Annotated in this window: 17 protein-coding genes; 13 read left to right on the top strand and 4 right to left on the bottom strand. The window is 45.8% G+C overall.

The features are described 5' to 3' along the window. The first annotated feature begins 141 nt into the window (after positions 1-141). The 4 genes from alc (at position 142) to ACTJIX_RS05695 (ending at position 3,479) form a co-directional block, all read left to right on the top strand. The gene (alc, locus tag ACTJIX_RS05710; protein ID WP_440611264.1) at positions 142-1,149 is read left to right on the top strand and encodes an allantoicase; all 1,008 of its coding nucleotides are present in this window, start codon (positions 142-144) and stop codon (positions 1,147-1,149) included. Positions 1,150-1,403: 254 nt separating this feature from the next. Further along, complete coding sequence (locus ACTJIX_RS05705; RefSeq protein WP_440611263.1) at positions 1,404-1,913, top strand: ureidoglycolate lyase; 510 nt, start codon at positions 1,404-1,406, stop codon at positions 1,911-1,913. A gap of 71 nt (positions 1,914-1,984) precedes the next feature. After that, positions 1,985-2,707 (top strand): hypothetical protein, encoded by a 723-nt coding sequence (locus tag ACTJIX_RS05700; protein ID WP_440611262.1) that lies wholly within the window; start codon positions 1,985-1,987, stop codon positions 2,705-2,707. Between the two features lie 67 nt (positions 2,708-2,774). After that, on the top strand, positions 2,775-3,479 hold the full coding sequence (locus tag ACTJIX_RS05695; protein ID WP_071320140.1) for a phospholipase D family protein: 705 nt from the start codon (positions 2,775-2,777) through the stop codon (positions 3,477-3,479). An 86-nt stretch (positions 3,480-3,565) separates the two neighbouring features. On the opposite strand, the gene ACTJIX_RS05690 is transcribed toward ACTJIX_RS05695, so the two are convergent. Further along, positions 3,566-4,486 (bottom strand): response regulator, encoded by a 921-nt coding sequence (locus tag ACTJIX_RS05690; protein ID WP_008305806.1) that lies wholly within the window; start codon positions 4,484-4,486, stop codon positions 3,566-3,568. A 13-nt stretch (positions 4,487-4,499) separates the two neighbouring features. Next, positions 4,500-7,955, bottom strand: a complete 3,456-nt coding sequence (locus ACTJIX_RS05685; RefSeq protein WP_440611261.1) for a hybrid sensor histidine kinase/response regulator — start codon at positions 7,953-7,955, stop codon at positions 4,500-4,502. A gap of 204 nt (positions 7,956-8,159) precedes the next feature. On the opposite strand from ACTJIX_RS05685, the gene urtA reads away from it, so the two are divergent. The 9 genes from urtA (at position 8,160) to ACTJIX_RS05640 (ending at position 17,099) form a co-directional block, all read left to right on the top strand. Beyond that, positions 8,160-9,398: an urea ABC transporter substrate-binding protein gene (gene urtA, locus ACTJIX_RS05680; protein ID WP_151723161.1), complete on the top strand. Its 1,239-nt coding sequence runs from the start codon at positions 8,160-8,162 to the stop codon at positions 9,396-9,398. An 82-nt stretch (positions 9,399-9,480) separates the two neighbouring features. Further along, positions 9,481-10,401: an urea ABC transporter permease subunit UrtB gene (urtB, locus tag ACTJIX_RS05675; protein WP_000365952.1), complete on the top strand. Its 921-nt coding sequence runs from the start codon at positions 9,481-9,483 to the stop codon at positions 10,399-10,401. 18 nt (positions 10,402-10,419) lie between these two features. Further along, positions 10,420-11,583 (top strand): urea ABC transporter permease subunit UrtC, encoded by a 1,164-nt coding sequence (gene urtC, locus ACTJIX_RS05670; RefSeq protein ID WP_048882156.1) that lies wholly within the window; start codon positions 10,420-10,422, stop codon positions 11,581-11,583. Further along, entirely contained in the window at positions 11,580-12,338 is a 759-nt protein-coding gene (urtD, locus tag ACTJIX_RS05665; protein WP_048882155.1) for an urea ABC transporter ATP-binding protein UrtD, read from the top strand. Before urtC ends, urtD begins: the two co-directional genes overlap by 4 nt. 10 nt (positions 12,339-12,348) lie before the next feature. Beyond that, positions 12,349-13,047 carry an urea ABC transporter ATP-binding subunit UrtE gene (urtE, locus tag ACTJIX_RS05660; protein ID WP_440611260.1) on the top strand — a complete coding sequence of 233 codons (699 nt, stop codon included), beginning with the start codon at positions 12,349-12,351 and terminating at the stop codon, positions 13,045-13,047. A 242-nt stretch (positions 13,048-13,289) separates the two neighbouring features. Further along, positions 13,290-14,333 (top strand): aliphatic amidase, encoded by a 1,044-nt coding sequence (locus ACTJIX_RS05655; protein ID WP_004813842.1) that lies wholly within the window; start codon positions 13,290-13,292, stop codon positions 14,331-14,333. 26 nt (positions 14,334-14,359) lie between these two features. Beyond that, on the top strand, positions 14,360-15,484 hold the full coding sequence (locus tag ACTJIX_RS05650; RefSeq protein ID WP_440611259.1) for an AAA family ATPase: 1,125 nt from the start codon (positions 14,360-14,362) through the stop codon (positions 15,482-15,484). A 31-nt stretch (positions 15,485-15,515) separates the two neighbouring features. Next, complete coding sequence (gene fmdA / locus ACTJIX_RS05645) at positions 15,516-16,694, top strand: formamidase (protein WP_001163819.1); 1,179 nt, start codon at positions 15,516-15,518, stop codon at positions 16,692-16,694. A 108-nt stretch (positions 16,695-16,802) separates the two neighbouring features. Continuing rightward, positions 16,803-17,099 (top strand): FmdB family zinc ribbon protein, encoded by a 297-nt coding sequence (locus ACTJIX_RS05640; RefSeq protein ID WP_004813845.1) that lies wholly within the window; start codon positions 16,803-16,805, stop codon positions 17,097-17,099. 59 nt (positions 17,100-17,158) lie between these two features. Here ACTJIX_RS05640 and parE read toward each other — a convergent pair whose 3' ends face one another. Beyond that, complete coding sequence (parE, locus tag ACTJIX_RS05635) at positions 17,159-19,039, bottom strand: DNA topoisomerase IV subunit B (protein WP_163168871.1); 1,881 nt, start codon at positions 19,037-19,039, stop codon at positions 17,159-17,161. 1 nt (position 19,040) lies between these two features. Continuing rightward, complete coding sequence (locus ACTJIX_RS05630) at positions 19,041-19,634, bottom strand: YqiA/YcfP family alpha/beta fold hydrolase (RefSeq protein ID WP_076752861.1); 594 nt, start codon at positions 19,632-19,634, stop codon at positions 19,041-19,043. Between the last annotated feature and the right edge of the window lie 15 nt (positions 19,635-19,649).

Here is a 19,649-nt window from a genome sequence, read left to right as displayed (position 1 = left end):
CAAATACCCAGATTCAAGTTGGCACATGCTGTGCATTATTTTTTAAAGTACTGCCTTGTTTTGGGGAGAAAAAAACAGGGCATTGGCTATCTTTAGCCCGTAAAAAATGACAGTTGAATAAATTTAGAATGGAAGATTGATATGGCGACCCTGTTTGCACCTGCTTTTGAAATACCTGCACAGTTACAGCAACTTACTAATCTGGCAGATGAACGTATTGGTGCAAAAGTATTGCAATGTTCAGATGATTTTTTTGCTGAAGCACAGCGCATGCTCCAATTTACAGCACCTATTTTTGTCGAAGATAAGTTCGATGATCATGGCAAATGGATGGATGGTTGGGAAACCCGCCGCAAGCGTCATGCCGGCTATGACTGGGTAATTGTAAAGCTCGGTGTTGCGGGAAAAATTAGTGCACTGGATATTGATACCACTTTTTTTAGTGGCAACTATCCTGCCTCCGCTGCAGTTGAAGCCTGCTATGCACCAGATCAGAACCTGGAGCAGGTTGAATGGCACCAAATTTTACCAAACAGTATATTAGGGCCAAGCCAGCATCATATTTTTCAAGTTGCTTCAGAAAACACTTATACCCATTTGCGTTTAAATATCTACCCGGATGGTGGTGTAGCTCGTCTACGCGTTTATGGGGAGGTCCAGATTCAGTTAAAAGACAGCAATGAAACTCTGGATCTGCTGGCACTGGAAAATGGCGGACGTGTGATTGCATATAGTGATGCGCATTTTGGTCATCCACGTAACCTGATTAACCCAGGCCGTGGCATCAATATGGGCGATGGCTGGGAAACTAAACGCCGCCGTGCTCCAGGTTTTGACTGGTGTATTCTGGCTTTAGGCCAAGCTGGAAAAATTGAAAAAATTGATATTGATACTGCACACTTCAAAGGCAACTATCCAGCAGAAGTCTCCATTCAAGCTGTCTATATAGAAGATGCGACTGATCCGCAACTGATTCCACAAAGTATGTTCTGGCCTTTCCTGCTTGAAGCCCAGCCCATGCAGATGGATCATGTGCATAGCTTTATCAATGAAATTCTGGCACATGAAAAGATTTCACATATCCGTGTGAATATGATTCCTGATGGCGGTATTAGCCGTATCCGTTTATGGGGAAAGGTAGCTGATTAATGCGATTGACCCTCCCTCTCCACAGGATGGTCAATCGAACAGCTGTTTTAACAGATGGCAGTGGACCTGATCTCAGAATCGGGTTCACTGCCAAACTTTATCCATACTTTCTGACAGATCGAATTCGCTCATTTACTTTCTACTCACATTTTCATCAAAGTATCCTTCTTGCTTACTTAATATACAGGGATAAAATAGTGAGATTAATCAAGAAAGTCTTGTCATAAAAATACGAGCAAAAGGAATATAAAAGAATGAAAAATACCATCCAAATTCAGCTATTAACCAGTGAAAACTTTGCTCGTTTTGGTGAAGTCATCAGCTGTCAGGGTAATGACTATTTCCATATCAACGATGCACATACCGAGCGTTATCATGCACTGGTGATGACTGAAATTATGGGAGATGCCAAAGCGGGGATCAGTATTTTTAGAAATATTAAAAGTACTCAAATTCCTTTTGAAATCTCCATGCTGGAACGACATCCGAATGGTTCTCAAGCCTTTATCCCCATGCAGGGACAAAAGTTCCTGATTATCGTTGCGCCAAATTTGGATACAGATACTCCGGATCTGTCTCAGCTTTGTGCATTTATTACAGATGGGACACAGGGGGTCAATTACCGGGTAGGTACCTGGCATCATCCCCTGCTGACCCTAGAGGCACCCAGTGATTTTGCCGTGGTTGACCGGATTGGTACCGGACATAATTGCGATGTCTATCAGTTTCCCGAAACTTTCAAAATCGAAGGAAATCTCTTCTAATCACAAGACCAATATTTACTTGAAGTATGCTGTGTGTTTTATTCAGAATAAGAATTAAAACTGAGCAAACCATGTATAAATCTTTAGCTACTATCGCTCTGACTGCTTTGAGTCCTCTTTGTTTTTCAGATACCCCCTTTCAACAGGAATTACGGGCTGGTTGTGCCAAGGTCAAAAGCCATGCAGCCACTGGCAAGCAATTCTATGATCAGAAACAGTATGCTCAGGCCGTTGAACAGTTTGAACAACAGGCAGCATGGTCAAGCTTTTGCAGTATGAATGTGGAAGATGGGGGCATTGCTTTTACCGAGCACGCAATTAGTACTGCGTTTAATAATGTTGGTCTGAGTTATGCCAAACTAGGCAAACCGCAATGGGCACGTGCCTGGTTTTCTGTCTATCCTGACGCTAAAAACAGCCAGTTCAACTTGAAACAGCTTCCTGCCCCAAGGCAAAGTTCTCACCTGTCTGGAAAATATGTACGTTACGCGGGTTTTGGGCAATGGAATACTATTGAAGTGAAACGTACTGCAAAGTCCTATGCAATAGAATTTAATGGCTTATATATGGGAATTCGCAGTCTGATTTATGGACCAAATATCGGTGAATTCCAGACCACCATGCCATTTAATAAAACTCAAACCAGCTATCGTGCAGATGACTGTAAAATTGATTTGGATTTTAAATTTGATTCAAAAGTTGGGCAGCAGCTTCATGTAAAAGAAACTAACATCATGAGTTGTGGTTTTGGTCATAATGTGTCGGCGAGTGGAGTTTATTTGAAAGTTGAATAAATCTTCAATTTTATAAAAATTATCATTTAATATACCGCAGACAATAAAAATAGATTAGAGGGAAACGATGGCAAAATTTTTAAATACTAGCGCAACGAATTTCTTCCTGGAAGAGCTGATTAAGAGTGCAAAAGAACGTTTAATCCTGATTAGTCCATACTTGCGTTTGAATGATCGAATTAAAGAATTATTAGAAGATAAAGATCGGCTAAAAATTGATATTCGCATCGTATATGGGAAGAGCGATCTACATCCAGAAGAGATTAAATGGCTGCAAAAACTTGATTATGTCCGTCTTAGTTTCTGTAAGAACTTACATGCTAAATGCTATCTCAATGAGTCTGAATGTATTATCTCAAGCTTAAATCTCTATGAGTTTAGTCAGGTCAATAATAATGAGATGGGCATTCTGGTTCGCAAATACGAAGATGATATTGTCTTTAAAGAAGCCTACGAGGAAGCTCAGCGGGTTATACGTATCAGTGAAGAAGTCCGAATTAGTCTAGATGAAGTGAAAAATGAATCTGGTTCTAAAGAAACTGAGGTAGATGAAGAAAGTAATACTTTTTCTAGACTTACCACGTCTAAACTCGCCGCAAAGCACAAAATTAAAACAGCTGATTTGCTCGATAAGATGACAGAGAAAGGTTTTCTAAAACTCAATGAAAATGGTAAACACCTTCTAACTGAGCAAGGAAAAGAAATTGGTGGTGAGTTTAGACCAAGTCAGTATGGCGGCTATTTCCTCTGGAATGAAAATACCGAGATCTAAATAAAAATTTTAAGTCTCCTCTCCTTCTAGGAGAGGGTTAGGGTGAGGTTGTAAATCCTCCAAAAGATTTCTCTACTAAGGGAAAACTAAGCCACTGCCTGATTCTGACAGGCTGACATGACATGCAATACCGCAGCCGTCCGTGTTTCTACATAGAGCTTTTCAAAGACATGCTCAAGATGCTTGTTTACCGTCCGTGGGCTGAGTTGCAGGATCTCGGCAATATCCCGGTTGGTCTTCCCCATCGTGACCCAATGCATCACTTCTGCTTCACGCGGTGTCAGGTTGGGACAAGCCTGCGCGATTTCCTCTGCGCTCGGCATTTGGGTCTGCTCTTTCAACTGCACCAATACATGTTTAGAGATATGCCCTGCATACAGTTTGGTGAGCAGGTTAAGCTGTAACTGCTGATGGCCATGACCGTACTGACCATGCAGTAAGTGTGCTTGATCTGGCTGCTTGAGCAAGTCCTGTAGCCACTGATTTAAACTGGACTGAAAATGCTGTACATCCACCTGATGATTTTTCAGTAATTCACTGACGATTGGGGTCTGCCAGATAATTTCACCTTCCAGATTCAGCGATAGAATCGCACTGCCGGTTGCATCCAGCATTTGTCGCTGCTGATGCATTAAACGAGCCTGTAACAAATGGGTTTTTACTCGTGCCCGAACTTCATCAATATTTAAAGGCTTGGTTACGTAATCTACCCCACCTGCCTGAAAGCCTTTAAGAATGTGCTCGGTTTCAGTCAGACCCGTCATAAAAATCACCGGGATATGTTCAGTTACTGGACTGGCCTTAAGCTGGGTGCAGGTTTCGAAGCCATCCATTTCCGGCATACTGCCATCGAGCAGGATCATGTCGGGTTGAATGCGATGCGCAATTTCAATTGCATCAAATCCATTGGTCGCCACAAGTACCTGATAGCCAGCCTGATCCAGGCTCTCATGCAATAGACTTAGATTTTCAGGTATATCATCCACAATCAAAATACTTTCCAACATGTCCACCTTACCCCTACTTCAGCACATCTGCATGCTCATGAAGTCGCTGAATTGCTCTTTTAAAATCAAATTGTTTTAAATCCTGCTCAATCTGATGCCATATATCGTTATATTGTTCAAAGTGCTGGCCACATTCATGCAGGACATCTTTTGCCCCCCGGATAAAACCAATACTTAAATACTGTTCCAACTGAATGACCACCTCTGCCACATTCAACAATGAAATGGATGGGTTCAGTTCATTTTCGCTTTCAACCACCAGCGTGGAGATCTGTGCTTTCTGATCAGAAGGCTGTTCTTGTTCTGTCTGCTGCTCATGCTGATGAAGCCAGCTTAAGCCCAGCTTATCGCCAATCTTGTTTAATAATAAATTGAGATCGACCGGCTTTACTAAAAAGTCTTCGTTGAGAACATCGGTTTCCGGATTGATCATCCGCTCATTGGCATCTGCGGAAATAATAATAATCGGTACATTGGTGATTTTATTCTGGCGCAGCAATTTCGCCGTTTCCCAGCCGCCCAGTAAAGGCATGCTCAAATCCATCAAAATCAGATCAGGATTAAATTCTGGAACCTGACGCAAACAGGCTAAACCTGATTCTGCCTCTTCTAAAATAAAACCTAAGGGTTTAAGAAAATTCAGAACCAAGCCACGGTCGGTCGCTTCATTATCAACCACCAGTATTTTACGGCGTTCTCCGGTATAACCGGTTACAGTATTAGAGGCAACGTCAGCGATCGGATGGATCAGGGATTTAGAAGGCAAATACAGTTTTATTTTAAAGACTGAACCCTGTTTTAACTGGCTACTCAGGGTCAGCTCGCCACCAAGAATATCGACCAGAAGCTTCACGATTGGCAGCCCTAAACCCGTGCCGGCAAAACTGCCCTGTACCACATTACGACCACGTTCAAAAGGCTGGAAGATCCGCTCAACATCCGACTCAGCAATCCCACAACCAGTATCCTGAATTTCAAAATAAGCGGTCTGAAAACGGTAATCGACCTTAAATTTGACTCCCCCCTCCAGGGTAAATTTCAAAGCATTACCCAGCAAATTAATCAGTATCTGTTCCAGACGTTTTTTATCAATACGGACATACTGTGGAATCTTGCTACTGATCTCCACATCAAACTTCAGCTGCTTTTGGGCAAACTGTGGCTCGAATATATGCACGATCTGTTTAAGAAATTTTGGCAGGTCGATATTGGAATTTTCCAAAGAAATCTTACCAGTTTCAATCCGTGCCAAATCCAGCAGACCATCAATTAGAGAAGTCAGATGCTGACCGCTCCGGCTAATCACGCCCAGGGCAGATTCGCCCTGTTCAGACAGTTTTTCCTGTTTCTGCAGTAGCTGGCTATAACCGAGAATACTGTTCAACGGTGTTCGTAATTCATGACTGATACCAATCACATAACGGCTTTTGGCTTCATTGGCCTTTTCAGCCTGAATGCGGGCATCCTGCAACTGGCGATCGGTAACTTTATGCGCTTCAATCTCATCCATCAGCAGTTGAGTCTGGGTATTACTTTCCAGCTGTGCCTGACGTCGACTTTCATCATTCAGCACTAACCACCAGGCGGCTACACACAGTAGCAGGAACAGTACGGCATAGATTTTGACGAACAGCATTGTCAGCGCATCCTGCTGCTGTGACAAAGCACCCAGGCTGGCAGACTCCTGTAAATAAATCAGGCTCAGACTAACTGCCAACACCACGCCCAAGACAAAAATCAGCAGGATATACAGACTCAATCGGGTATTAATATGTTGTACCCAGTATTTCGGCAGGAACCAGGCTGCAAAAACTCTGAGCTGTGAAGACCAGCGTGCATGCGGCTTACACAGATCATGACAACGTGCTTCAAGCGTGCAGCACAGAGAACAGATCTGACTGCTATAGGCTGGACAACTGGCCATGTCTGCAGTTTCATAATCATGCTCACAGACTACACAGGTTTGGGTTTCGACCAGTTCCAGCTCAGGCTTTTCTTGACGTGCCAAGTAATATTTACCTTTGGTAAACCAGGCAATTAGCGGTACACATAACATCGCCGTACCGAGTGCGATAAAGCCGGCCAAGGACCGGGCAATCTCGCCAAAAACGCCCCAGTAACACAGCATGGATAAGACCGATGCAATGATCAGGCTACCGACTCCAACCGGATTAATGTCATATAGATAGGCCCGTCGAAATTCAATTCCTTTTGGACTCAGTCCCAGTGGTTTACAGATCATCAGATCCGCAACAATGGCACCAATCCAGGCAAGGGCCACGTTGCTGTATAAGCCAAGCACACGCTCCACCGCATGGATTACCCCTAGCTCCATCAACAGCAAAGCGATAAAGATATTGAATACCAGCCAGACTACGCGCCCTGGATGGCTATGCGTCAGACGCGCAAAAAAGTTCGACCAGGCCAATGACCCTGCATAAGCATTGGTAACATTAATCTTGATCTGAGCGACGCAGACAAATAGAACAGTCAGAAATAAAGCGATGCCGGGATGATTGACCACCTGTTGATATGCAATCCAGTACAGATAATTGGGGTTACTCAGTTCGGAATCGGCAACCAGATACTGCATTGCCAGCGCCATAAGTAGCATACCCATGAATATCTTGATAAATCCGCCTAGAATCCAAGCTGGTCCACCTAAAAAGACTGCCCAATTCCATTTACGCTGAATATGTTTTTTATCGGGTAAAAACCGCAGATAATCCGCCTGTTCTCCGATCTGGGTGATCAAGGCAAAGAGCACCGTGCAGGATGCACCAAAAAAAGACAGATTAAAGGCAGCGCTCTGACTTTTTGCGCCCTCAATGAATGCAAGATTGTTGATCAAATCAGGTTGTTTCACCAAGACAAAGCACCATGGTAATAAAAGCAGAAATAACCAGAGTGGTTGGGTGATAGCCTGCACCTTATTGATGAAGCCAATACCTTTGACCACCAATGGCAAAATCACCAGTGCTGAAATCAGATAGCCAATACTCAAGGGTATCCCTAAGCCTAACTCCAATGCCAGCGCCATGATAGCGGCTTCAAAGGCGAGAAAGATAAAGGTGAAACTGGCATAAATGACCGAGGTAATGGAGGAGCCAATATAGCCAAATCCGGCACCACGGGTCAGTAAATCAATATCGACATTATAACGGGCAGCATAATAGCCGATCGGCCAACTGGTCAGGAAAATGATAATTGCCACAACCACCAGTGCCCAGAAAGCATTACTGAAACCGTATTGCCAGAGCATGGTTGCTCCAAGTGCCTCCATTGCCAGGAAACTGACGGCTGCAAGCGCCGTGTTGGTCACTGTCCATAGTGACCATTTCCGGACGGATTTAGGCGCATAGCGCAGGGCGTAATCCTCAATACTTTCATCGATCACCCAGGTATTGTATTTACGCCGGGTATGAATGACGCGCTGCGGTGCCTGACTGGTATTCTCTGTTGGGTCCATACAGATCAAATAAAGCTAAATATCTGCTCTTAAAAGCAATAACTATGCCCAGCCTATCAGTATCTAAAAATAATCCGACTGAAGGTTATATACGTAAAGTGACGTATATGCTCATTTTTTAACTCCCCTTAGGCTTAGTTCCATACCAAGCGCAAACCAATGATTATGCGCATCAGCACATCTAATTCTATAGGGGAACCCGACATGAGCTTGAAATCAAAAGTAAAGACATCTGGATTACTGGCAGGTTTACTTGCTGTTCCATTCCTGCTGGCACCAGCACTGACCAATGCCAGCGTTCCTGCAACAGCAAAGGTCAATACCACCAAACTTAAAGTCGATGACAAGTTTGTGTATGTGGGTCAGTTGCATTCAGCAACCGGCACCATGGCGATTTCTGAAACCGGTTCAATCCAGGCAGAACGTCTGGCCATTGAACAGATCAATAAAAAGGGCGGTGTACTTGGTCGACAGATCAAAATTATTCAGGAAGATGGTGCTTCTGACTGGCCAACCTTTGCAGAAAAAGCACGTAAATTGTCTGAAAAAGACCGTGTTGCTGCAATTTTCGGTTGCTGGACTTCAGCCTCTCGTAAAGCCGTATTGCCAATTATTGAACGCAACAACTCTCTACTTTATTACCCAACCTTCTATGAAGGCTTAGAGCAGTCTAAAAACGTGATCTACACTGGTCAGGAAGCAACTCAACAGGTACTTGAAGCACTGAACTGGCTGGCAAAAGAGAAAAAAGCCAAAACCTTCTATCTGATTGGTTCTGATTACATCTGGCCACGTACCACCATGAAAATTGCCCGTACCCACATCGAAAAAGTACTGAAAGGTAAAGTGGTTGGTGAAGAATACTATCCATTGGGCCATACACAATTCGGCTCCCTCATCAACAAAACCAAACTGCGTAAACCAGATGCCATCTTTGCAGCAGTCGTGGGCGGTTCAAACGTATCCTTCTACAAACAAATGAAAGCTGCGGGCGTAACAGGCGACAAACAGACACTGCTTACCCTTTCAGTGACTGAAGATGAATTGCTGGGGATTGGCGGCGAAAACATGAAGGGCTTCTACTCTTCAATGAAATATTTCCAAAGCCTGAATAACCCCAATAATGCTGCATTCGTAAAAGCCTTTAAAGCGAAATATGGCCCTAAAGCGGTGGTAGGTGACGTAACACAAGCAGCCTACCTTGGTCCATGGTTATGGAAAGCCGCAGTTGAAAAAGCCGGTAGCTTCGATGTCGCGAAAGTGACTGCCGCATCTAAAGGCCTAGAAATGAAAAACGCGCCTGAAGGCTACGTAAAAATTGACCCGAACCACCATTTATGGAGCAAATCACGTATTGGTCAAGTGCAACCAAATGGCCAATTTAAAGTGGTTTACGAGTCTAAAGGTCTAATCAAACCAAACCCATTCCCTAAAGGTTACTGAGTTAACAGCCACATGATCAGGGGAAGCCATTCTCCTGATCTTTTTATTCCACACAATTTTTTAAAGCTTGGAGGATGATGCGATGGATCTATCATTTGCAGAATTCGGTGCAATATTTGCCATGCAAGGCTTTAATGGTCTCTCTGTGTTCTGTGTGCTGTTATTGATGGCGCTCGGCCTTGCAATTATCTTTGGGCAAATGGGCGTAATTAACATGGCACATGGGGAGTTTCTGACCATTGGTGCATATACGACATTTTTCATTTCCACACTGACTGAAAGTTTTTTCCCTCAACTCTTACCTTACTATTTTCTGATTGCAATCATTGCAGCCTTCCTCACAGCAGGCATTATCGGTTACATGGTGGAACGGCTCATGATCAGCCGGCTCTATCAACGGCCACTCGATACACTTCTTGCAACATGGGGCTTAAGCCTCATCATGCAACAGTTGTTCCGTTCTATTTTCGGCCCTAAGGAAGTCAGCCCGACTTTACCTGACTGGTTAATGGGTTCTTATCAACCGACGGAAGCCATCGATATTCCAATCAACGGTCTATTCTTGGTGGGCGTTACCCTCTGTGTCACTGCATTTGTCTACTTTCTGATTTACCGTTCACGCTGGGGTTTACAGCTTCGTGCAACCAACCAGAACCGCTTTATGAGTGGTGCTGTCGGGATCAATACCAAACGTGTTGATAGCTTAACCTTTGCCTTGGGTTGTGGGCTTGCAGGTATTGCCGGTGCAGCCTTCACAACCATCGGTTCTACTGGTCCTACAGCCGGTTCGCTGTATATCGTCGATACATTCTTAGTCGTGGTCTTCGGCGGCGCTGCAAGCTTGCTTGGCACCGTTGCCTCTGCATTCAGTATCGCGCAAGCACAATCTATTCTGGAATTCTTCCTTTCTGGTTCTGTCGCTAAAGTCCTGACACTGGCTACAGTCATTATTATCCTGATGCTGCGTCCTCAGGGTCTCTTCTCAATCAAAGTACGTAAATAGGGATTCAGGAGAGATATTATGAAGAATCTAATGAATGCCTTTTTAGGCGGTAAAGAAGGTGCGATTGGTCTGGTGATTCTTGCCGTACTGATCCTGCTGGTCATGCCAATGTTCCTGGATATTTTCCGTCTGAATCTGATGGGTAAATATCTGACTTTTGCTTTTGTCGCAATCGGCCTGGTTCTGTGTTGGGGACACGGGGGTATCTTAAGTTTAGGTCAAGGGATTTTCTTTGGCATTGGCGGCTACTGCATGGCCATGTTCCTGAAACTTGAAGCTTCAGACATGCAATCTACAGCAGCGCAAACCACGCCAGGAATTCCAGACTTTATGGACTGGAACCAGATCACCAGCTTGCCAGGCTTCTGGGAACCTTTCCATAGCTTCGGGTTTACTTTGTTTGCCATCATCATCATTCCAATCTTGCTTGCCTTCATCATCGGTTTCGCGATGTTTACCCGTCGTGTCGGTGATGTGTACTTCTCGATCATCATGCAAGCCATTGTAGCGATCCTGACCATTCTGATTATTGGTCAACAAGGTTTCACTGGCGGCATTAACGGGATTACAGACCTGAAAACCCTGCATGGCTGGGATATCCGTACCGATGAAGCCAAATATGTCCTGTACTACATCAATGCCCTGCTGCTCATTGCAGTGATCATGATCAGCCGTTTTGTCCTCAGTTCTAAACTCGGTCGTCTGCTTTCTGCGATGCGTGACAAAGAAGAACGTGTACGTTTCTCTGGCTATGACGTAGCCATGTACAAAGTCTTCATTTTCTGTTTCGCAGCTGTGGTGTCCTCTATTGGTGGTGCGATGTTTACCCTGCAAGTCGGCTTCATGTCACCAACGATTATCGGCATCGTACCTTCGATTGAAATGGTCATTCTGGCTGCAGTCGGTGGTCGTCTGTCGCTGATTGGGGCAGTGTATGGTGCCGTTCTGGTGAACTTGGGTAAAACTTACTTCTCTGAAGCCTTCCCTGAAATATGGCTGTACTTCCTCGGTGCATTGTTCATCGGTGTGGTCATGTTCTTACCAAATGGCTTAGCGGGTCTGTATGAAAAATATGTCCGTCCATTGTTCCTGAAAAAGAAACCGATCGACAGCACTTCGCCACCGCCAAGTAGTGATCCGGATAAAACGATCGATCCAATTGTAGAAGGAGGCGTGAAATGAATAAAGTCGGCGTAGAAATGAATAAACCGGTTCTGGTCATTGAAGATCTCACCGTGTCCTTCGACGGTTTCAAGGCAGTCAGTGATCTCAACTTCTATCTGGATAAAAACGAAGTCCATGTGGTGATCGGTCCCAATGGAGCCGGCAAAACCACAGTGCTGGATCTGATCTGCGGCAAGACCAAAGCAACGTCAGGCACGATCAAGTTTAATGATATTGAACTGACCAAACTGAAAGAGTTCGACATTGTCCGTAAAGGGGTTGGGCGTAAATTCCAGAACCCGAATATTTATGAAAATTTGTCGGTCTATGACAACCTGGAAATGTCCTTCCCGCGTGGCCGTAATGTCTTTGGTGCGCTGTTCTTCAGACGCACCAAAGATGTCGATGAGCGTATTCGTGAAGTTGCTGGCAAGATTTTCCTGACTGACCTGCTGGATACCTCCGCCGGTCTGCTCTCTCATGGCCAGAAGCAGTGGCTGGAAATTGGCATGTTACTCATGCAAGACCCAGAGCTGCTCATGCTGGATGAACCTGTCGCAGGGATGAGTGTGTCAGAGCGTGAGCAGACGGCGCAACTGTTACGGGAAATCAGCAAAGGACGTTCTGTGCTGGTGATTGAACATGACATGGAATTCGTCAAAACCATTGCGGACAAAGTCACAGTACTGCACCAGGGCAAAATTCTGGCAGCCGGAAAAATGGACGATGTACAAAATGATCCAAAAGTGATTGAAGTTTATCTGGGACACTAAGGAGGCCACTATGAGCGGATTATTAGAAATTAATGCTTTGTGTTCAGGATATAAACAAAGTCAGGTGATTCACGACCTGGAACTGAAGATCCAGCCGAAGGAAATTGTAGCGATCATGGGCCGTAACGGCATGGGTAAAACCACCCTGTTTAAAACCCTGATTGGTGATATTAAAAATACCAAAGGTGAAATCAGGCTGGATGGCAAGAATCTGGAAAAACTGGATCCTTACCAGCGTGTAGAAAACGGTGTGGCTTATGTGCCACAAGGTCGGATGATTTTCTCCACCATGTCCGTACTGGAAAATATACAGACCGGTTTACCGGCTTCTGCGAACGGCAAAGTCCCGGATGACCTGTATGAGCTGTTTCCTGTACTTTGGGATATGCGTAAACGTAAAGGTGGAAACTTATCGGGTGGGCAACAACAGCAATTAGCAATTGCCCGTGCTTTAGCGACTAATCCTAAAGTACTGCTGCTGGATGAACCGACGGAAGGGATTCAGCCCTCTATCATCAAGGACATTGCCAGAACTCTGAAAGAAATCCGTGACCAGCGTGATCTGACCATTGTGGTTTCTGAGCAGGTACTGAGTTTCACCATGGCGATGGCCGATCGCTTCCTGGTAATCGACAAAGGTCGCTTTGCTTATGAAAATGTCCGTGAAAATGTTGATGAGACCACCATCAGTAAATATCTCTCTGTTTAATCTTCTTGGTTTAATCTGGCTATAATTTTTCTCCACCTCCCCCGATTCGTCGGGGGATTTTTAATTTCTATTTCACTTAATTAATCGGCAGCTGATTTTAATATTTTATTTGATTATTCACATTTAAAAATTCCTTCTAGTCTACGCATCCATATACGCAATTCAACGTATTTTGCTGTGACGCATTTCACGCGACACTCGAATCATAAAGTTGAATCGATAAAAGAGTTGGAGAAATTTGAATGCGTCACGGTGATATCTCAAGCAGCCCAGATACAGTAGGTGTGGCAGTTGTAAACTACAAAATTCCTCGTTTGCACACTAAAGCGGAAGTTCTTGAGAACGCAAAAAAAATTGCTGAAATGTTGAAAGGAATCAAACAGGGTATACCGGGTATGGACCTGATTGTTTTTCCCGAATACAGCACCATGGGCATTATGTACGACCATGACGAGATGATGGCAACCGCTGCCACCATTCCAGGCGATGAAACCGCGATTTTCTCGCAAGCCTGTATTGAAGCCAACGTCTGGGGCGTGTTCTCGATTACCGGTGAACAACATGAGGAACATCCAAACAAGGTGCCTTATAACACTTTGATCCTGATTAATAACAAGGGCGAAATCGTTCAGAAATACCGCAAGATTATCCCATGGTGCCCGATTGAAGGCTGGTGCCCAGGTGATACCACTTATGTGACTGAAGGACCGAAGGGCATCAAGATGTCACTGATCATCTGTGATGACGGTAACTATCCGGAAATCTGGCGTGACTGTGCCATGAAAGGCGCTGAACTGGTCGTGCGTTGCCAAGGCTATATGTACCCGGCTGCAGATCAGCAGATCAACATGGCGAAATGCATGGCATGGGCAAATAACGTTTATGTTGCTGTTGCCAACTGTACCGGTTTTGATGGGGTCTACACCTACTTCGGTCACTCAGCAGTAGTCGGCTTCGACGGCCGTACCTTGGGTGAATGTGGTACGGAAGAAAACGGCATTCAATACGCACAATTGTCACTGCATGAGATTCGTGATGCACGTAAATACGACCAGTCACAAAACCATTTATTTAAATTACTGCACCGCGGCTATACCGGTGTCTATAACAATGGTGACGGCGATAAAGGCGTTGCGGACTGTCCATTCGACTTCTACAAAACCTGGGTTCTGGATGCTCAAAAAGCGCAAGAGAACGTGGAAAAAATTACCCGCTCTACCATCGGTGTTGCAGAATGCCCAATCGGCAATCTGCCACATGAAGGCCTAGAAAAAGAAGCATCTTAAGTTTGGTCTGAGAGGAGGTATTCGATATGACATTTGCCAGCGACCGCATCAGTGCCAATCAGGAAACTCTGGCCAAACAGCGTTATGAGATGCAGAGCAAAGAACGTATTGCACGTACCTCTCGCTTTAGCTTTGATCCTGAAAAAGTCATGCAGCATGTACGTGGTCATATCATCGGACAGCGTGCCGCACTGGATGAAATTGAAAACATGCTTTTAACCGTCAAGGCAGATTTTAATGCCCCTACCCGGCCACTGGCAGTCACATTGATGCTCGGGCCGACGGGGGTGGGGAAAACCGAAACGGTTCGGCTGATTGCTGAGGCAATCCATGGCAAGCCAGATGCATTCTGCCGGATCGACATGAACACACTGGCACAGGAACATTATGCTGCAGCACTGACAGGTGCCCCTCCAGGCTATGTCGGCTCTAAAGAAGGCAATACCCTGTTTGATGAAGCCCATATTCAGGGCAGTTTTTCCAAGCCAGGTATTGTGCTGTTTGATGAAATTGAAAAAGCCAGTACCGAAGTCATTCGCGGTCTGCTCAACGTTCTGGAAACCGGAACCTTAAAGCTGACCGCGGGTACCAAAGTGCTGGATTTCAAAAACTGCATGATCTTTATGACCAGTAACGTCGGTGCCAAAGACGCCCAGGCACGTTTAAAACAGCTGACCAAGCTTCCAAAACCGATCCAGAAACTGGCCCGACTGGCCAAACTGGATGACAGCCAGATTACCGAACGCGCTCTGTACAAGAAGTTTGATCCAGAGTTTCTGAATCGTATTGAGCGTATTCTGCAGTATGAAGCGGTTGAAGCAGATTTCGCGCCAACACTGGTCAGTCTGGAAATCGAGAAACTGAATCAGCGACTCCGTAAGCAGAGCCGTACGGTTGAACTTACACCCGCTGCCACCCAGTTTCTGTCTACCGGACACGATGTTCGCTTCGGTGCCCGAGGCTTGAGTCGCCGTTTTCGGGTTTTGGTTGAGCCACAACTCGCCAGGTTTTTTATACAGCATCCAGAAGCCGGTCAGATAATCATTGATTATGACGGCAAAGCGATCCAGGTTCAGTCAGTTCCGGTTGAAAGCGTGATCGAAGATCCGCTGTTCATCATGGATGACACGGGCAATAACATCAAAAACTAGCTTTATTCGACCTCAACACAGGGGATAAACCATGCAACATATTAAAATTAAACCGGGGGTTCCGCTGGCAGAACAGGCGGAAATTGGACATAACCGCTGGCATCCGGATTTGCCATTTCTGACTTCGGTAAAACCGGGTGAAGAAATCCTGATTGAAAGTCTGGACTTCCTCGATGCGCAGATTAAAGATACTGATGACATTTCTGATGTCAAAAATGTCGACCTGACCCGTGCCCATCCACTGACCGGACCTTTCTATGTAGAAGGTGCTGAACCAGGTGACTTGCTGGTAATTGACCTGCTCGACATTCAGCCAATTTCAGATGTGGGTTTCTCGGGCGTATTTGCCAAGGAAAATGGCGGTGGCTTCCTGGCTGACTATTTCCCTGAAGCTGACAAAGCCATCTGGGACTTAAAAGGCTTATTTGCGACTTCACGTCATATTCCGGGCGTGCGTATTGCCGGCCTCAAACACCCAGGCCTGATGGGAACCTTACCCTCACATGACCTGCTAAAAGAGTGGAACCGTCGTGAGGCACTATTGGTGCCTAAAGGCCAAGCCAACCCACCTGATCCGCGTACTGCCGTTTTGCGTGGCGTAACAGGTGCCGAATTCGACCGTATGGCAGCAGAAGCTGCGCGCACTGTTCCACCACGTGAACATGGCGGAAATACGGACATTAAAGACCTGGCAGCAGGTAGCCGTATCTATTTCCCTGTTTATCAAAAAGGTGCCGGTTTCTCGATGGGCGATCTGCACTTCTCGCAAGGAGACGGTGAAATCGGTTTCTGTGGCGCGATCGAAATGGATGGTGTTACCCGTGTCGGCTTCGACCTGATCAAGGGCGGTATGGAAAAGTACAATATCGATTCTCCAATCTTTGTGCCAAGTAATGTCCGTCCGGCTTATGACCAGTGGCTGACCTTTGAAGGCATCAGCGTTGAAGATGGCGTAAACCATTATCTGGATGCCACTGTGGCCTATCGTCAGGCGTGTTTAAAAGCGATCAAATACCTTGAAAACTTTGGCTTTACCGGTTCACAAGCATACATGTTACTGACTGCGGCACCAGTTGAAGGCCGTATCGGTGGCATCGTGGATATTCCAAACTGTGCATGTACCGTATCTCTGCCAACTTCAATCTTCGAGCAGAACATCCTTCCTCAGGGTGCACTGAACGATGACAAATTCTGGGGGCATAAACGCTAGTTTTACAATTTATTGTTGTTTTAGCTTCGCAACGGGTAGTCATCCAACCTAAAGCCTTCGGCTACCCGTCTTTTTAATTTGAGGCCTTCATGCTACAGGAGTACAGAAATGCCGTTATATGATTTCCGCTGTGAGCATTGCGAGGGGATTTTTGAACAACGGGTTCCAATTGCCCGTATCTCAACCGATACGATTGAATGTAATTATTGCCAACAGCAAACCTTGGCTAAACCGATGATCACCGGTCATCAGCAAATTAATATGAAAAGCAAATGGCGTCCGGGTTCAGGTGCTGAACAACTTGCAGGGCCTCTGGTAGAAGGACCCGGTACCAACAAAAATAGCGCACGCAGCTCGGTTTTACATAATTGCCGCGGCGTTAACTGTTCTTTATGCGATGTCTAATCTTGATTCATAAAAAATCCCGCTCTGGCGGGATTTTTTGATTGCTTAAAATCGGTAGTTTAAACCACCAGATCTGCCAGATTACCTTTTTGCTCTAACCAGTCTTTGCGGTCACTGGCACGTTTTTTCGCCAGCAATTTATCCAGTAAACCTGCGGTATGATGGGCATCATCCAGGTCCAGTTGCACCAGACGACGTGTGTTTGGATCAAGTGTGGTTTCACGTAACTGGCTGGCATTCATCTCACCCAAACCTTTGAATCGAGTAATTTGCGGATTCTTGGTTTTGCATTTTTTCAGAATGCTATTTAGCTCGTCTTCATCCAAAGCATAGTGCACGTCTTTGTTGTCATCAATCCGGAATAAAGGCGGCATTGCGACATATAGATGGCCTTCTTCGACGAGCGTCGGGAAATGTTTCACAAACAGTGCGCACAGCAAGGTTGCAATATGCAGACCATCCGAGTCGGCATCGGCTAGAATACAAATCTTGCCATAGCGCAGTTCAGACAGGTCATCCGAACCCGGATCCACCCCAATGGCAATCGCGATATTATGTACTTCCTGAGACGCCAGCACCTCATCAGAAGAGACCTCCCAGGTATTCAGAATCTTACCTCGAATTGGCATGATCGCCTGGAAATTCTTGTCACGCGCCTGCTTGGCTGAACCGCCGGCAGAATCACCTTCCACAATAAATAATTCAGATTGATCGAGATCATGGCCTACACAATCCGACAGTTTCCCCGGCAAAGTTGGACCCGCAACAATTTTCTTACGTTCAACTTTCTTGGCCGCTTTCAGACGGCGTCCTGCTTTGGAAATGGCCATTTCAGCCAGTTGCATGGCGATATCTGAATTCTGGTTCAACCATAATGCAAAGGCATCTTTAGCAATATTCTGCACCACCCCGACCGCTTCACGACTCGACAGGCGTTCTTTGGTTTGACCTGAGAATTGCGGTTCCTGGAATTTCAGTGACAGGATATAGTTCACGCCGTCCCAGACATCTTCGGCAGACAGCTTCATGTTACGCGGCAACAGATTACGTAATTCACAGAATTCACGCATCGCATCAGTCACACCCGAACGCAGACCATTGACATGGGTACCGCCCTGCGCAGTTGGAATCAGGTTGACGTAGGATTCCTGGATGCTTTCGCCACCTTCAACATTCCAGCAAATGGCAAATTCAGCACTGGCTCGTTCGGCATCACCCGTTGCAACAAAAGCGGGTGCTGGGATGATCTCACGGTCTTCCAGCTCATCCATCAGATAATCGACCAGACCATTTTCAAACTGCCAGGTGATCTTCTCATCATTAATCTGATCGATATAATTGATCTCTAAACCCGCGGCCAGAACAGCTTTGGCTTTAAGATTATGCTTTAACGCTTTCAGGGCAAATTTTGGTGAATCGAAGTATTTGGCTTCTGGCCAGAACTGCACCGTAGTCCCAGACGCGCGTTTGGGTGCCTTACCTGCCAGCACTTCCAGCGGACCTGTCGGTTCACCATTTTCAAAGGCCATTTTGTACAGGTTACCCTGACGTTGTACGGCTACTTCGACACGGGTCGACAGCGCATTGACCACTGAAATCCCGACACCATGCAGACCACCAGAGAACTGGTAATTATCGGTACTAAACTTGCCACCGGCATGCAGTTTAGTCAGGATGATTTCAATCCCGCTCTGACCATATTCCGGGTGAATATCCACTGGCATACCACGGCCATTGTCTTCGACTGATAACGAGCCATCTTTATAGACTGTCACGGTAATTTTGTTGGCATGTCCGGCCAGTGCCTCATCCACAGCATTGTCAATCACTTCCTGCGCCAGATGGTTCGGACGAGTGGTATCGGTATACATGCCCGGACGACGACGGACCGGGTCCAGACCAGACAGAACTTCAAGAGATTGAGCCGTATATTGAGACACGTTATTCGGTTTCCTTTTTTATGCAGTCCAATAAAAACTGTAACACCAGCGGAATTTTCTCCGCAAAATCATCCATCCCGTGATTGCCATTGGCCTCAGTCATCAGCATCGCCGGAGGATGAGCAGCACTATAATAGCGATGTGCTTCACGATAATCCAAAACTTCATCGCCTTGTTGTAACAGTACCAGTATTTTGTCTGCATCTTGTGCAGTTGGCAGTGCCAGTCCTTCCAGCTGATCAAGATGTGAATCATCCAGACGCCAGTTCGGATGCACCTGTAATGGCAGCTCATCATCGAACAGTTCGCGGAACAGCTGCCATGGTCGCATGGCCGGATTGATCAGTACAGCCGGCACACTGTGCTTGGCGACCAGATGTGTCGCATAAAATCCCCCCAGGCTACTGCCCACCAAGCTTACATGGTCCAGTGACTCAATCAGCGCTGACATGTGCTGAATAGTATCCACAGGTGACATGTTCAGATCTGGCAAATGCACCTGAATTTGTGGATTTTTTTCGCAATACTGCTGAAGCAGCTGGCCCTTGATCGAGGCAGCGCTGCTTCGAAAGCCGTGTAAGTAAATGACATTCATCAATTATTAATAAAA

The sequence above is a fragment of the Acinetobacter sp. 22323 genome (assembly GCF_052044895.1).
GTDB classification, from domain to species: domain Bacteria; phylum Pseudomonadota; class Gammaproteobacteria; order Pseudomonadales; family Moraxellaceae; genus Acinetobacter; species Acinetobacter schindleri.
This window is presented reverse-complemented; position numbering and strand designations above follow the sequence as displayed.